This is a genomic window from Tenggerimyces flavus (genome assembly GCF_016907715.1).
Lineage (GTDB): Bacteria > Actinomycetota > Actinomycetes > Propionibacteriales > Actinopolymorphaceae > Tenggerimyces > Tenggerimyces flavus.
On record NZ_JAFBCM010000001.1, the window covers coordinates 5,161,933 to 5,176,485 of the forward strand.

At 69.1% G+C, this 14,553-nt stretch carries 17 protein-coding genes; 7 read left to right on the plus strand and 10 right to left on the minus strand.

Going from position 1 to position 14,553, the window contains the following annotated elements; all coding sequences use genetic code 11:
* Positions 1-5: 5 nt before the first annotated feature.
* Positions 6-1,037, minus strand: a complete 1,032-nt coding sequence (locus JOD67_RS24185; protein WP_205119989.1) for a methyltransferase domain-containing protein — start codon at positions 1,035-1,037, stop codon at positions 6-8.
* 39 nt (positions 1,038-1,076) lie between these two features.
* Between JOD67_RS24185 and JOD67_RS24190 the strand changes: the two genes are divergently transcribed.
* A complete protein-coding gene (locus tag JOD67_RS24190) occupies positions 1,077-1,823 on the plus strand; it encodes a tyrosine-protein phosphatase (protein WP_205119990.1) in 747 nt (248 codons plus the stop codon).
* Here JOD67_RS24190 and JOD67_RS24195 read toward each other — a convergent pair.
* Positions 1,820-2,182 carry a YciI family protein gene (locus tag JOD67_RS24195; protein ID WP_205119991.1) on the minus strand — a complete coding sequence of 121 codons (363 nt, stop codon included), beginning with the start codon at positions 2,180-2,182 and terminating at the stop codon, positions 1,820-1,822. The genes JOD67_RS24190 and JOD67_RS24195 overlap by 4 nt on opposite strands.
* 42 nt (positions 2,183-2,224) lie before the next feature.
* On the opposite strand from JOD67_RS24195, the gene JOD67_RS24200 reads away from it, so the two are divergent.
* Genes JOD67_RS24200 through JOD67_RS24210 form a run of 3 tightly spaced genes read left to right on the plus strand, consistent with a single transcriptional unit; the run spans position 2,225 to position 4,414 of the window.
* Positions 2,225-3,352, plus strand: a complete 1,128-nt coding sequence (locus JOD67_RS24200) for a M24 family metallopeptidase (protein ID WP_205119992.1) — start codon at positions 2,225-2,227, stop codon at positions 3,350-3,352.
* Positions 3,353-3,356: 4 nt separating this feature from the next.
* Entirely contained in the window at positions 3,357-3,806 is a 450-nt protein-coding gene (locus JOD67_RS24205) for an Lrp/AsnC family transcriptional regulator (RefSeq protein WP_443734639.1), read from the plus strand.
* 47 nt (positions 3,807-3,853) lie between these two features.
* Positions 3,854-4,414: a mycothiol transferase gene (locus JOD67_RS24210; RefSeq protein ID WP_205119993.1), complete on the plus strand. Its 561-nt coding sequence runs from the start codon at positions 3,854-3,856 to the stop codon at positions 4,412-4,414.
* A gap of 2 nt (positions 4,415-4,416) precedes the next feature.
* Here JOD67_RS24210 and cutA read toward each other — a convergent pair whose 3' ends face one another.
* The 5 genes from cutA to JOD67_RS24235 all read right to left on the minus strand — a co-directional run bounded on the left by cutA (position 4,417) and on the right by JOD67_RS24235 (position 9,358).
* Positions 4,417-4,740, minus strand: coding sequence for a divalent-cation tolerance protein CutA (gene cutA / locus JOD67_RS24215; RefSeq protein ID WP_205119994.1), 324 nt, complete (start codon positions 4,738-4,740; stop codon positions 4,417-4,419).
* Complete coding sequence (locus tag JOD67_RS24220; RefSeq protein ID WP_205119995.1) at positions 4,737-5,339, minus strand: helix-turn-helix transcriptional regulator; 603 nt, start codon at positions 5,337-5,339, stop codon at positions 4,737-4,739. The genes cutA and JOD67_RS24220 overlap by 4 nt, the downstream gene beginning before the upstream one ends.
* 492 nt (positions 5,340-5,831) lie before the next feature.
* Positions 5,832-6,761, minus strand: coding sequence for a 5'-3' exonuclease (locus JOD67_RS24225; RefSeq protein WP_239554023.1), 930 nt, complete (start codon positions 6,759-6,761; stop codon positions 5,832-5,834).
* 18 nt (positions 6,762-6,779) lie between these two features.
* Positions 6,780-8,702: a DUF5107 domain-containing protein gene (locus JOD67_RS24230; RefSeq protein WP_205119996.1), complete on the minus strand. Its 1,923-nt coding sequence runs from the start codon at positions 8,700-8,702 to the stop codon at positions 6,780-6,782.
* A 113-nt stretch (positions 8,703-8,815) separates the two neighbouring features.
* Positions 8,816-9,358 (minus strand): YciI family protein, encoded by a 543-nt coding sequence (locus JOD67_RS24235; protein WP_205119997.1) that lies wholly within the window; start codon positions 9,356-9,358, stop codon positions 8,816-8,818.
* Between the two features lie 214 nt (positions 9,359-9,572).
* On the opposite strand from JOD67_RS24235, the gene JOD67_RS24240 reads away from it, so the two are divergent.
* The gene (locus JOD67_RS24240) at positions 9,573-10,661 is read left to right on the plus strand and encodes a glycoside hydrolase family 172 protein (RefSeq protein WP_307782528.1); all 1,089 of its coding nucleotides are present in this window, start codon (positions 9,573-9,575) and stop codon (positions 10,659-10,661) included.
* Here JOD67_RS24240 and JOD67_RS24245 read toward each other — a convergent pair.
* Positions 10,658-10,873: a hypothetical protein gene (locus JOD67_RS24245; protein ID WP_205119998.1), complete on the minus strand. Its 216-nt coding sequence runs from the start codon at positions 10,871-10,873 to the stop codon at positions 10,658-10,660. The two genes, JOD67_RS24240 and JOD67_RS24245, sit on opposite strands and share 4 nt — an antisense overlap.
* Positions 10,870-12,207 carry an MFS transporter gene (locus JOD67_RS24250; protein WP_205119999.1) on the minus strand — a complete coding sequence of 446 codons (1,338 nt, stop codon included), beginning with the start codon at positions 12,205-12,207 and terminating at the stop codon, positions 10,870-10,872. Before JOD67_RS24250 ends, JOD67_RS24245 begins: the two co-directional genes overlap by 4 nt.
* Positions 12,208-12,356: 149 nt before the next feature.
* On the opposite strand from JOD67_RS24250, the gene JOD67_RS24255 reads away from it, so the two are divergent.
* Both JOD67_RS24255 and JOD67_RS24260 read left to right on the plus strand, forming a co-directional pair.
* Positions 12,357-13,106 carry an SDR family NAD(P)-dependent oxidoreductase gene (locus tag JOD67_RS24255; RefSeq protein ID WP_205120000.1) on the plus strand — a complete coding sequence of 250 codons (750 nt, stop codon included), beginning with the start codon at positions 12,357-12,359 and terminating at the stop codon, positions 13,104-13,106.
* A gap of 13 nt (positions 13,107-13,119) precedes the next feature.
* The gene (locus tag JOD67_RS24260; protein WP_205120001.1) at positions 13,120-13,692 is read left to right on the plus strand and encodes a dihydrofolate reductase family protein; all 573 of its coding nucleotides are present in this window, start codon (positions 13,120-13,122) and stop codon (positions 13,690-13,692) included.
* 101 nt (positions 13,693-13,793) lie between these two features.
* Here the strand turns inward: JOD67_RS24260 and JOD67_RS24265 are convergent, their stop codons facing one another.
* Positions 13,794-14,534, minus strand: a complete 741-nt coding sequence (locus JOD67_RS24265; protein WP_205120002.1) for an endo alpha-1,4 polygalactosaminidase — start codon at positions 14,532-14,534, stop codon at positions 13,794-13,796.
* Positions 14,535-14,553 lie beyond the last annotated feature (19 nt).

The window sequence follows — 14,553 nt, forward strand, 5'->3', positions numbered from 1 at the left end:
GAATCCTAGGGAAGCCGGTCGTACGTCCAGATCGTCGTCTGCGTGCCGAGGAGCCGCAGGCTGTGCCGGTCCTTCAGCCGGAGGCTCTTGGGAACGGCGGCGCGCGGGAGCTCCGGGACGAGAACGACGACCCGGCCGCCGGGCTTGGTGACCCGTGCGAGCTCGCCGAGCGTGGCCTTCAGCCAGTTCGTCGGGTCGCCCTGGACCTCGTACTGGCGGCCGAACGGGAGGTTGGACACGCAGGCATCGAAGCTCGCGTCGTCGAACCCGAGGTCGCGGACGTCGCCCTGCTCGATGTCGACGCGGTCCACGTTGCGGCGGGCGATGCGGACGGCGTCGGTGTCGATATCGCAGCCGACCGCGTTCCAGCCGCGGGCCTTCGCCTCGGCGAGGATCGTGCCGGAGCCGCAGCAAGGGTCGAGGATGCGGGCGTTCTCGCGGTCGGTGGCGAGGCCCAACATCGCGGCGGCCACGGTCGGGCGGAGCGCGCCCTGCCGTTCCTCCTTGCGGCCACCGTGCTGGCGCTGGTCGACGCCGCTCACCCGGAGGCCGGCGATGAAGCGGCCCTTGGTGTACTCGACGCACCAGATCTCGTTGCGCGCCGGGTCGGCGGGCTTCCAGTCCGGCCTGGCCTTGCCGACCGCGTCGGCGAGCGCGCGGCGGAGCGCGGTGCGCTGGAAGCTGCGTTCCTGCAGGACGCGGGCGACGACGCGGAACGTGGACGCTCTCTTGGGACCGGCGGCCTGGATCGCGCGTTCCAGCCGGTTCGGCTTCAGCAGGCGGCCCGCGATCCAGTGCGGCTGGTCGCCCTCGGTCCGGAGCGTACGGCCGATCTCGACGAAGACGTCCTCGGCCGTGCGGAGCTTCAGGAGCTTGTGCTCCTCGCCGGTAGGCACCTCGCAGAGCAGGATGTCGGCGCGGCCGTCGTTGCCGCTGCCGGTGACGCGAGCGAGGTCGCGCCGGATGATCGGGCCGAGCCCGGGCTGGGCGAACACGACCATGCGGGTCGTGGGATTCGTCGGGCTGGTCGGCGGCATAACGAGCCACGCTAGCCGAGACGCTCGTATGGTGAGCGGGTGCCCGAACGACGACTGCGGTTCGACCTGGCCTGGAACGTTCGAGATCTCGGTGGTTATACCGGCGCCGAGGGCCGAACAGTCAAGTGGGGAAGGCTGATTCGTGCCGACTCGCTGTCGCGGTTGCAGGAGCCGGACCTGGATCGGCTGCGTGCGCTGGGGATTCGTACGGTGGTCGACCTGCGCACCTCTGCCGAGATCGACGCCGAGGGCCGGGTCGCGCTCGACGATGGTTCGGTGGCGTATCACCAGGTGAGCCTGCTGACCGCATTGTGGGACCCGGCGACGTATGTGCCCGAGGACGGGCCGGAGGCGTTCCTCGTCGCGCGGTACCTGGAGATGCTCGCCGATCCCGAGGCGCCCATGGGGGCGGTGCTGTCCCACGTGGTGTCCCCCGCCGCGCATCCGCTGGTCTTCCACTGCGCGGGCGGCAAGGACCGGACCGGGATCGTCGCGGCGCTGGCGCTCGGGCTGCTCGGGGTGGGGCTGGACGACATCGCGGCGGACTACGCGCTGACGGCCGAGGCGGTGGGGCCGTACGAGCGGTGGTTCCGCGCGACGTACCCGGAGCGGTGGGAGTCCCACCTCTCGATGCCGCCTCCGTACACGACGGTGACGGCGAGCGCAATGGCCACGCTGCTGCCTCAGTTCCTCGCGCGGTACGGCTCGTTCGAGGCGTACGCCTTGTCGCGGGGGCTGTCCGCCGAGCGGGTGGCCGCGTTCCGCGCGGCGCTGCTGGAACCCTAGGAAGTGGGGACGATCGGCCGGACCTCGACGGTGGGTTCGGGGCAGGTTTTCGCCAGCTCGACGGCGGCCTCCAGCGAGGCGGCCTCGATCACGTAGTAGCCACCGAGGGCTTCCTTCACCTCGGCGAACGGGCCGTCCATCACCAGGCGGTCGGCGCTGTCATCGACCGTACGGACGGTGCGCGCCTCGGCCGGGGGCAGCAGCGCCTCGCCGCCGAGGATCCGGGCGCCGGAGGCCTCGACGTACGCACTCCACTCGGAGTGCTTCTTCATGCTGTCCTCCCAGCTCGACGGGTCGTCGTCCGGCCCGTCGACGTACGCCGCGGCGTCGCCGTAGAGCAGAAACACGTAGCTCGGCATCGGTTCCTCCAGCCTGTCTGCTGTCAGCACTACAGTGGCAGGGTGACCGCTACCTCGACCACAGTGGACCTGAAGAACCGCCTCGAGCGCGCCCGCCAGACCGCCGGCGCCGCGGGGATCGACGCGCTGCTGATCACGCCGAGCCAGGACCTGCGCTACCTGGTCGGCTACGACGCGAAGGCGCTGGAGCGCCTCACCTGTCTGGCGCTGCCTGTGTCGGGCGGCGGGCCGGTGCTGGTCGTGCCGCGGCTGGAGCGCGGTGCGGCCGAGGCTTCGGGTGTGGAGCAGCTGGACGTCGAGATCGTCACGTGGGAAGAGACCGAGGACCCGTACGCGCTGGTCGCCAAGCTGCTGCCTTCCGGCGTTCGGCGGATCGGGCTGGACAACCACATGTGGGCGGAGAAGGTGCTCGGGTTCGCCGCCGCGCTGCCCGGGGTGACGCAGGCGCTGGCGAACGAGGTGCTGACCGAGCTGCGGATGCGCAAGTCGCCGTTCGAGGTCGCGGCGCTCCGCGAGGCCGGGGCGGCGATCGACCGAGTGCATGCTCGCGTTCCCGACTGGCTGAAGGTCGGGCGGACCGAGCGCGAGGTCGGCGCCGACATCGCGGCGGCGATCCTCGAGGAGGGGCACGTCCAGGTCGACTTCACCATCGTCGGCTCCGGACCGAACTCGGCGTCGCCGCACCACGAGGTCAGCGACCGGGTGATCCAGCGCGGTGAGCCGGTGGTGGTGGACATCGGCGGGACGACTGCTGCCGGGTACTGCTCGGACTCGACGCGGACGTACGTGATGGGCTCGGCGCCTGCTGCCTTCGTGGAGTACTACGAGGTGCTGCGGCAGGCACAGATCGCTGCTTGCGAACACGTTCGTCCGGGGGTCTCGGCGGAGTCGGTCGACGCGGCGGCGCGGTCGGTGATCGCTTCAGCGGGGTTCGGGGATCAGTTCATCCACCGGACCGGGCACGGGATCGGCATGGAGAGCCACGAGGACCCGTACATCGTTGCCGGCAACACGCTGCCGTTGGAGCCGGGGATGGCGTTCTCGGTCGAGCCGGGGATCTACTTCGCTGGTGAGCACGGCGCGCGGATCGAGGACATCCTGGTCGTGACCGAGTCGGGCGGCGAGCGGGTCAACCTGCGGCCCCGCGAGCTCACGGTGCTGGACGGCTGAGCGGGTGACGGGCGTGGAGGATCTCGACCGTCAGATCCTGCGGCTGCTGGCGGGCAACGGGCGGATGTCGTACACCGATCTCGGCAAGGAGACCGGGCTGTCGACGTCGGCCGTGCACCAACGCGTGCGCCGGCTCGAGCAGCGCGGCGTGATCCGCGGGTACGCGGCGCTCATCGACTACGAGGCCATCGAGCTGCCGTTGACGGCATTCATCTCGATCAAGCCGATCGACCCGTCACAGCCCGACGACTCGCCCGACCTGCTGGCCGACGTGCCGGAGCTCGAGGCCTGCCACTCGGTCGCGGGCGACGAGAACTACATCCTCAAGGTGCGCTGCGCCTCCCCCACCGCGTTGGAGGAGCTGCTGGCCCGCATCCGCGCCAAGGCCAACGTGTCGACCCGCACGGTCATCGTGCTGTCGACGTCGTACGAGCAGCGCCCTCCGGCGGTCTAGTTCTTCCGGACGTGGAATGTCCGGAACGTTGCGTACTGTCCCGGGTCATGACGTGGCTACCACCGCTCGCCGGCACCGAGGCCGAGCATGTTCTCGGCATGCTCGACCGGCTCCGCGCGACGTTCCGCTGGAAGGTCGCCGACCTCGACGCTCGCGGGCTGCGCCAGCGCATCGAGCCATCGACGCTGACGCTGGCCGGGCTGCTCAAGCACCTCGCGGCGCAGGAGGACTACGCGTCCACGGTCAAGCTCGCCGGCGCTGCGACGATGGGCACGCCGTGGGACGCGACGGGGTGGGACGGCAACGACGACTGGGAGTTCACGTCTGCCGAGACCGACTCGGCCGAGTCGCTGTACGCCCTCTACGACGGAGCGGTCGCTCGTTCCCGTGCCCGCTTCGGCGCCGCGCTTGAGTCGGGCGGACTCGACCAGCCCGTGCACGCACCCGCGCTGGACGGCCACCGCGCCAACCTCCGCCGCCTGCTGTGCGACCTCGTCGAGGAGTACGGCCGGCACACCGGCCACGCCGACCTCCTGCGCGAAGCGGTCGACGGCCGCACCGGCGAGGATCCCCCACCTGATTGGCGGCCCTTTTTCCCTAGACAGTGAAACTAGGTTACCGATGGGGACGTCTCGTTCCTCACCCACTGCAGATAGTCAACGTTGCCGTCTATCACCGGAAGAACGATGATGCCTGGCACCTCATACGGATGCTCGCGGTTCGCAACTTCCAGAAGTTCAGGGACCACTTCTGTGCGGGTCCGCATCGTTGCACGCGCTTCCTTCGCTGACTCGATGGAGCCACTCCACCAGTAGGAAGATCGAACGTCCGCGATCTGCGCCGACGCGATGAGTCGTTGGTTCAGGAGGATCCGCACGATCGCGACGACTGCTGCTGGTGGGCCGGTGAGAACGACCTCGACAATGCTCGTCACCGCGACCCTCCTTGCAGCTCAGCGATGACGTTTCGCGCCTCGTCCTCGGTGCGCGCGAACGCGCTGAAACCAGTCACGATCGGCCCGTCGAAGGAGAGCCCAACCCAACGACCGCGAGCGCTCAATCCGTTCTGGTGAAGGTGAAAGTACAACGTCCCCTTGGCCTGCACCGGGCCATCGGTGGCGACGTACCAGCCAAGCAGGGTGTCGTTGCTCCACAGCCTCAGCTCGCCGCGCCACAGGTAGCCGCCTGCCTCGACGTCCCTGCCGCGATGGGTCGCCGTCACCGTGATCAACTCGCCCTGTTGCTCAAAGCGGGTGAGCTGAACCGCGACCAGCTCTCGCCCGTCCTTCCATGACTGCCACGCCGTGTACCAATCGCCTGCGAGGTCAACGTCGTGAGCGGGGAGACCTGCCAACTCCGCAAGAGAAACGTCGAGAGCTTCTGACATCTTCACGGCGACCGGAAGGACTGGGTACTGCTCCCCAGCCTCGTAGCGGCGGACCTGGCGAGGGTCGACGCCGATACTCCGTGCGAGGTCGGCCTGGCTAATGCCAAGCTCGGCTCGGCGTCGTCTGATGACCTCGGCGAACTCCACGCTCACAGGATAGGCAGTTTGAGTCCTGCGGGCGCGCGTCGACACCGCTTGAACTGCGGACTCTTACTGCCTATCATGTCGTTCTGTGGGACGTTTTAGTCCGGTCGTGAGGAGCTGGCATGTCAGACCCGTTGGTAGAGCGAACCGGAGAGGCACGCGACGACCGCAGACGGCTTCTCGATCAGTCGTGCGGGGAATGCGGCCAGGCTGCCGGGTTCCTCTGCGTGAGCCTGGAGGTCACGAGCTGAGCATCGCCAACTCGCACACAATCCGATTCAGTCAAGCTCGCGTGAAACGCGGCGAGATCCGAGCCCTCCTGACCAAGGCTCGTCTCGTGTAGGCGTCGTGGCGTGCGCCGGTGAGTCCCCGCCATCCCAACGGGGACGCCGCTCCCACGCCAAGGTCGAGCACGCCTGCGGTCCAGCTCAAGCATGCGGTCAGGTAGGTCGATGGGCTCTGCCCGGTGGATGACTTTGACCGGGAGGACGTGACTTAGCCCTTGAAGAGCGCGTCGTTGACGCGTTCCGCCGAACTGCTGAGACCCCACCGTTCGGTGAGCTCCTTCCACTTGGCGGTGTCTTTGGGTGCCTTCGGCAGCTTGGCGTCGACCTCGGGGAGGTCGGCGTTGCGGGCGACGAGGACGACCTCGCGGGCGGCGGTGAGGTAGAGCTCGCCGGCCTTGATCTTCGACTTGAGCGTCGGCGACATGCCCGTGGTGTCGTCGTTCGCGGCGGCGACGATGCCGTCGAGGTCGCCGTACGTGGTGACCAGGCTCGCGGCGGTCTTGTCGCCCACGCCTGCGACGCCGGGCAGCCCGTCGGAGTTGTCGCCGCGGAGCGTCGCGAAGTCGGCGTAGAGGCGGCCGGGGATGCCGTACTTCTTCTCGACCACGCCCTCGTCCACGATCTCCAGGCGGCCGACGCCGCGGGCGATGTAGAGGATGCGCACTTCGCGTTCGTCGTCGACGAGCTGGAACAGGTCGCGGTCGCCGGTCACCACGTCGACCGGCATCTTCGCCCGCTGGCTCAGCGTGCCGATGACGTCGTCCGCCTCCAGCTCCTCACCACCGAGGACGGCGATGCCGAGCGCGTCGAGCACCTCCCGGATCACCGGCTCCTGCGCGGTGAGCGCGGACGGCTGCTCCTGGATGTCCCTGCCACCCTTGACCGTACGGACGACGCGGTGCGACTTGTACGACGGAACCAGCGCCACGCGCCAAGCCGGTCGCCAGTCGTCGTCCCAGCAGGCAACGACATGCGTCGGCTCATGAGCGGTGACCAGCCGGGCGATGAAGTCCAGCAACCCGCGGATCGCGTTGACCGGCTTCCCATCGGGCGACTTCATCGACTCGGGCACCCCGAAGAACGCCCGGAAGTACAACGACGCCGCGTCCAGAAGCATCAGTCTCTGCTGGTCTGCCATGCGCAGAGCCTAGTGGAGCTAAGCGGGCTTCATCTCGAAGTCGTACTCCGGCGGCAACGGTTCGCCTGGACAGGCCTGTTCCCACAGTTGCGCCAGGCTCACCTCACCCTCCTGCAGGTCCGGAATCTCCAAGCCTGTCTGGAGAATCTTCCGCGCCCGAGCCGAAGCGCCAGCCGCCAGCGCCGCGCGCACTTCGGCCAGCCGGACACGGCCCACTGCACACTGCTCACCGGACAGGTCGTCGATCAACGCCAACGCGTCGGCCGCCCGCGCGCAACCCAGCAACGCGGTAACAGTCTCCACCGTCAGCTGCCAGCGCGCCGGTGCCAGCTGGTGCGCCTCGACCATCAGGTCCGCCGACAACGCGGCGTGCCCCGCCTCGGCCTCCAACACGGCAAGGCCACGCAACGTCCACGCCGACCGGCCCAGCTCGAGCGACTCGCCGTAGTGCTTCCGCGCGGCAGCCAGGTCGCCACGGACATGCGAAAGCACCGCGAGGTGGTACTCGGTCAGCCAGCTCGGCGACGACTCCTTCAGCCGCGCCTCCCAGCGCGACCCGCTCTGGTACGACGGCGGCGCGGTCGCCGGCCGGCCGTGCGGGAACCGCCCGGTCGACAGCAGCACCCGCCAGTGCTCGTACTCCGGTCCGTCGACGCGCAGGAACGGCGTCCCGGTCAGGTCGAGGAACGACTCGCCGTCGGCCATCGCGCGGTCGTACTCGAGCGCACCCCAACCGCCGCCCACGTTCAGCAGCCGGGTCGGCGGCGCGTCGATCACGCTCACGCTCGACGCGAGCTGGTCCTCGAGCACCTTCTGCTCGACCTTGAGCTCCAGCCGCGACGCGACGTGCTCGACCGCCGCGTCCCAGTCCTCCCCGTGCGAGACGACAGGGTCGACCCAGAGCGGCGCGTACGCCTCGATCCAGCGCCACTCCGCCCGCGCCGGCATCCGCGCGTGCTCGTACTGCGTCGCCGTCAGCCCGGACTGGATCTCCACGTACGACCCGCCGCCCGGCATCGTGAGCCACTCCGACCACCGCCGGCCGCCGCGATGCTGCCCCCAGCAGAACAGCTTCCGCCCACGCAGCAGGCTGGTCGACGTCTGCACGATGCCCTGGCCCGAGCTCGTCACCGCCGCGATCCACGGCCGGTCGGACGGCTCGATGTCGAAGAAGTAGTCCGCCGCCGCGGGGTTGTCGGCCGGGTAGGTCCAGGGCGCCTTCGCGGTCGGCTCGAGCGTCAACGAACCGTCGTACGCGGTGTGGTACGCCCGTGCCGCCGGGGCGAACACGCGGAGCCCTTCCTGCTCGGCGATCGCGGCGTTCGACCACCAGTACATCGGGGTCTCGACGTCGTGCGGGTTGCGGATCCGGACCTGGACGTAGAGCACCGGGGAGTCGTCGTCGAGCCACGCGTCGAGCTGGAACACGACGCCGCGGAGCCGTTCGTACTCCCACATCCGCAGCGCGTCCGACCCGTTCGGCGCCGGCGCGACCGCGGCGAACAGCGGCTCGCAGGTCGTCGGCGAGTGGCCGCGGGTGCCGATGTTCCACTCGACGCCGCCGGCGAACCAGGCGTTGCGCAGACCGAGGTTCGCGGGCTGGAAGATCGAGTTGTTGTAGAGCAGCTCGCGTCCGGTCCGCACGTCTTGCAGCGACCAGAGCCGACCGCCCAGGTCGAGCGCGAACTCGGCGCGGAGCAGCGAGTTGGACAGCACCGCGGTCTTGATCGAGCCGGGGCGAAGCGTGCGTTCGTACCCGTTCTGCGGGAGGTACGGGAAGATGCTGCGGACCTTGCCGTACTCGAGGTCGAGCGGCGCGGGCAGGTCCTGTCCCCCGAGCTCGTACGGCATCTGCAGTTCGTCGGCGAGGGGCGGCAGCGGGCTTTCCGGCCCGAGGTCGGCGTACGGCAACGGTCGTTCGGTCAGGATGATGCCGCTCACGCGAGCCACTCCTCGGATCGATTCCCAGTCGGGCTAAGCCTCTATGGGAACCCACCGCTACGCCAGGCGTGAACGTGTCCGGGATCGGCCGTGATCATGAATCAGGGACACCGCTAACGACGCCCGCCGAACTCCCAGGCGTGCACCTCGATCGCGTCGTACCTCTCGGTGGTCAGGACGGCGCGCGCAGTCTCCTCGTCAGGGGCTCGAAGGAGCACCGCCGTGCCGAGCCACTGGGTGCCGTCGTCGGAGAGCAACGGCCCGTACGCGACCAGCTCGTCGCTGTCCGACGGCACGATGTCATCGACGGGCTCGCCGGTGCCGAAGCCGAGTACGAGGTAGCGGTCGCCTTCGGTGCGTCCGCCGGGAAAGTCCCACATCGTCCGGCCGAGGAGGTTCCGCCACCGGCGCAGCAGGACGTCCCGGTACGCGCCCGCCTGGTAGGTCGGCTCGTCGAACGCGAACGCCCGCGCCGCTGCGGGATCTGGCAGGTCGACGACGTGCACGCTGCCGGTCGGAACGTCGCCGACGAACGTCGGACCGCGCGCGATCAGCGACGCCTCGTACCCGTCCATGTAGGACCAGTGCGCCTCCACCAGCTTCGTCCGGAGCGCCAACGAGCCGGGCCGGTCGCGGTGGTAGCAGAAGAACTCCATGACCATGATCCGTATCACGCCGCGCCGTGATCATGAACGTGATCATGAAGGCAAACTGGCGCATAGGACAGCTCTGGCTTCACGATCACGTACATGATCACCGGGTGGGGCCGGCCGGAAGTGGTCCAGGCCGTTCCCTAGACGGCGAAGGCACGACTTCTGCAAGCATGGGAACACGGCGGGAAATCGTTCTCTCGACAGAGCAGGAGAGCTTGTGTCCGACTTCAACGGCCTCGGTCTGCACCTGGGCAACCTCAGCCGGGTCTCCAACGCCGAAACCAGGAGCATCAACGCCGAGAACCCGACCGGGGCCAAGGGCCAGGGCGGGATGGCGACCGAGGGCGAGAACGCCGCCCGCGAGCTCGGGCAGGGCTGGAAGGTACGGCCCTGCATCACCCTCCCCGGCACCTCCACGACCACGCTCGCCGAGATCGAGGGTCCGGGCGCGATCCAGCACATCTGGATCACCGTCGACTCCCGCGCCTGGCGCCGGCTGGTGATCCGCGCGTACTGGGACGGCGAGGACCAGCCCAGCATCGAGGCACCGCTGGGCGACTTCTTCGCGAACGGCTGGGGCAAGCACGCCCAGGTCAGCTCGATCCCGGTCGCGGTCAACCCGACCGGCGGCTTCAACTCCTACTGGGAGATGCCGTTCCGCGGCAGCGCGCGGATCACGATCGAGAACCTCGGCCCCGACGAGGTGACCGGCTTCTTCTTCCAGATCAGCTACGCGCTGACCGAGGTCGAGGAGGACCGCGCGTACCTGCACGCCCAGTGGCGCCGCACCGACACCGTGCCCAAGGGCGATGTGCACACGATCCTCGACGGCGTCCAGGGCCGCGGTCACTACGTCGGTACGTACATCGCCTGGGAGGCGCACCACCGAGGCTGGTGGGGCGAGGGCGAGATCAAGTTCTATATGGACGGCGACAAGGACTTCCCGACGATCTGCGGCACGGGCACCGAGGACTACTTCGGCGGCGCGTGGGGCTTCACCGTGGACGACCGGTACAAGGAGTTCACGACGCCGTACCTCGGCATGCCGCAGGTGTTGGAGCCGGAAGGGCACATGGACAACCAGCAGCGGTTCGGCCTGTACCGCTGGCATGTCCAGGACCCGATCCGGTTCAGCAGCGACCTGCGCGTGACGATCCAGGCGCTCGGGTTCAAGCAGGACATCAAGGGTGGCGCCCGGTTCCTCCAGCTGCGCGACGACATCGCGTCGACGGCCTTCTGGTACCAGCAGCCGCCGCACGCCCCGTACCCGACGTCCCCCAGCCTGGACGACCTCGACAACGCCTAGGCCTGGAACAGCGGCGGCAGCCTCGGCCTGACCTCCTCGACGAAGCGACGCGCTTGGTCGAGGGGGTCGCCGAAGACGGGCCAGAAGACGAGGCCGTCGAAGCCCAGCCGCTCGTGGTAGTCGGTCACCACGTCGATCCCGTTCGCCTCGGCCAGGTCGGCGATCTCGAAGGCCTGGTGGAAACGCCGCACGCTCGAGTCGAGCGCGTTCATGCGTACGACCTTCGCGCGATCAGGATGCCGACGACTCCGAACAAGGCGGCGACGGCGAACGAGACCAGGTAGCCCGAGCCGACCATCGTGAACAGGGCTCCGGTGATCGCCACCACGACCACGGTGAAGACCGACTCCCCCACCTGCAGCGACGAGCTGTTCTGTCCCTGCTCGCCCTCCGCCGAGAGCTCCAGCGTCAGGACGGACAGCGTCGGGTAGAGCATGCCCATTCCGAAGCCCGCGACGATCCACACCACGAACGCGGCACCGATCGGGAGGATGTCCTGGGCGACCAGCGCGATCAGCACGATGCCTGCGGTCACGAACGCGGCACCGCCGCGCAGGGCGAACGGTCGCTTCACCCAGCCGCGACCCTGTAGCCAGGACGCGAACGACCAGGCGAGCGCGCTGCCGGTCAGGGCGAGCCCGGCCAGCGACGGGCTGAGACCGCGGTCCTCGATCAGCATCAGCGGAACGAGCACCTCGGCCGCGACGAACGCGGCCGCGACCACGCCGCGGAGCGCCACCACGGCCGGCAGCCCGCGGAGCGCGACCAGCGTGCCCTTCGGCAGCAGCTGGGGCAGCGCGACGGCGAGCAGCGCGGCACCGATGAGCAGGACGACGAGCCCGTTCGCGTGGCCGCTGCCGTACTGCATGAGTGCCGCGCCGGCCGCGGTCACCGTGGCCCACACCAAGCGCCGACCGAGCCCCGCGGAGCCCGTGGCCTGGCCGCCGACGATTGGTTGTCCGACCAGGCCGCGCGCCAGGACGTACGACGCGGGCAGCGTAAGCACCGAGACGCCGAGGAACACCCAGCGCCAGCCGACGTAGTCGGTGATCACACCGGTGAGCACCGGTCCCACCATCGACGGGATCACCCAGGCCGCGGCGAGCGCGGAGAACACCTGCGGGTGCAGCACCGACGGGTAGACCCTGGCCACGAGCACGTACATCGTCACGAGGAACAGCCCGGCGCCGAGGCCCTGGAGGACCCGGCCGGCGAGGAAGATCGTGATGTTCTGTGCGAACCCGGCGACCAGGAGACCGGCGACGAACCCGACGATACCGGTCCACAGGGGCGCGACCGGGCCGCGCAGGTCGCTCCAGCGCCCGCCCAGCACGGTGGCGAACACGCTGGCGGCCATCGCGCCGCTGAACGCCAGGCCGTACAGGGCCATGCCGTCCAGCTCCCTGGCCACGATGGGCATGGCGGTGGCGACGGCGAGATACTCGAACGCGACCAGGGTGCTGAGCGCGATCAACCCCGCGCTGAGGGACAGGTAGCGCTTGGTGAAGGCCCCCGGTGGGCGTTCGGTGATCGTCGTTGTCGTCATGATCGTGACCATACGAGCCGCCGCGGCGCACCACATCGGGCATCGGACCACCGGGACCTAGGCACATGGTCCTAGGGCCAACGTGGTCCACTCCCGCCGCACCCGAATGGACCTACCGGCGGATGGCCCTGCCGCCTAGCGTGCGGAGCATGCTGCTGAAGGACAAGGTCGCGGTGATCTATGGCGGCGGTGGGGCCGTCGGCGGCGCCATCGCTCGTACGTTCGCCCACGAGGGTGCGCGGCTGTACCTGGCCGGGCGCACCCGCGCGCCGCTGGAGATCGTCGGCGCGGCCATCCGGAAGGGCGGCGGCACGGCGGACGCGGCGACGCTCGACGCACTGGACGTCGACGCCGTCGAGGCCCATGCGGCCAGAGTGGTGGACGAGGCCGGTCGCCTCGACATCTCGCTGAACGTCATCGGCTACGGCGACACGCAGGGCGAGCCGTTGCTGGTGATGAAGCCCGACCGGTTCGTCGGTGCGATCCACAACGCGATGGAGTCGCACTTCCTCACCGCGACGGCAGCGGGCCGGCACATGGTCCGCGAGGGCTCGGGCGTGATCCTCGCGCTGTCAGCCCAGGCTGGGCGCGTGCCGTACCTCAACACCGGCGGGTTCGGCGTGCTGTCCGCGGCGATCGAGGCGTTCTGCCGGCAGCTCGCCGCCGAACTCGGCCCGGGCGGCGTACGGGTCGTGTGCCTGCGCTCCGGCGGCTCGCCCGAGACGCCCGCTGGCCAGCACAAGCAGGAGTGGTGGGCGAAGCAGGCCGAGAAGACCGCGCTCCGCCGGCTGCCCCTGCTCACCGACGTGGCGAACGCGGCCGTGCTGATGGCCTCCGACCGGGCCGGCGCCATCACCGCCGAGATCGTGAACGTGACGTCGGGCGAGCTGTACGACTAGCTATTCTCGCCGGATGCGCAAGCTCTGCTATCTCGTGGCCGCGTCGATCGACGGCTTCATCGCCGCTTTGGACGGGTCGATCGACCTGTTCCCGATGGACGAGGAGTACGTCGGGATGCTCGCCAGCCGGTATCCCGAGACGTTGCCGACCCACGTCCGCGCGATGCTCGGCGCCGAGGTCGAGAACCGCGTCTTCGACACGGCGGTGATGGGGCGGACCACGTACGAGCAGGGCGTCAAGGCGGGGTTGACGAATCCGTACGCGCATCTGCGCACCTACGTCGTCTCGAGCAGCCTGACCGAGACCGCGGACGAAGCGGTGCAGCTGATCTCCAGCGACGTCCTCGAACGGGTTGCGGAGTTGAAGGAGCAACCAGGGTTGAGCATCTGGCTGTGCGGCGGACCTCAGCTCGCGGCCACGCTGTATCCGGTGCTGGACGAGCTGATCGTGAAGGTCAACCCGATCGTGCTTGGCTCGGGCATCCCCTTGTTCGGCGCCGACGTCACACCCGGACCGCTCCGGCTGAAGGAGTCCTCGACCGTCGCGGCCGGGGTGACCGTCCAGCACTACGAGGTGTTGCACTAACGGCAGGCCACGCGGTAGGCGTCGAGCTCGTACTTCTTCTCCAGGGAATTGAAGTTCTCCGCGTTCGACCTCGAGCAGAACTGCGACGTCGCGAGCTCGTACTACACGGTGAACACCGCCTTGCCCGCGTCGACGAACTGGTCGTAGCCGAACGAGCCGTTCTGCGCTGTCGTGCACTCGTCGTACTGCCAGCACTGCTCGTTCAGCGCCCAGTCGAAGTACGGCAGCAGCTGCGGGATCTGCGCGATGTCGTTCTTCAGGCCCACCGACAGGCCGCGCCGGTGCGCCTCGTTGCCGAGCCAGGCGTTGAACGCCAGCTGGTCAGCGGCGGTCAACGGGAAGCCGGTCTCGTTCGTGTAGCCGTCGACGTTGTCGAACTCGATCGCGTCGAAGCCCTTGTCCGCGCACAGGTCCATCCGCGCTTCCAGGATGTCGCCGAGTGGCCCGTTGAACGCGCGGATGTCCAACCAGCGTTCGCCTTCCCAGTCGTCCAGCGGTAGCCCCAACACGGCGGCAGGGAACGAGCCGGCGTCCGGTCGCCAGTCCTCGTACGACCCGGCGCTCACGTAGCAGACCACGTTGCGCCCGGGCTTCGTCTCGTGCAGCCGCTGCACCGTCGCGGCGGTGGCGTCGAACCCGTCGATGTCGTACATGGTCACGTCCAGGAACGGCTCGGTCGGCACCGACGAGAGCCGCCATTCCCAACTGGTGTCGAGCGCCGGGTGCCAGCACCCCGGACAAGGCACCGGAGCGGGCAGCGCTGCCGGTGCGGCCTGCGCCGACGTGACGCCGGCCAGCATCCCGCAGATCATGAGCACGACCGTCAGAACCCGTTTGATCATCGTCTCCCCCGTGTCCAGG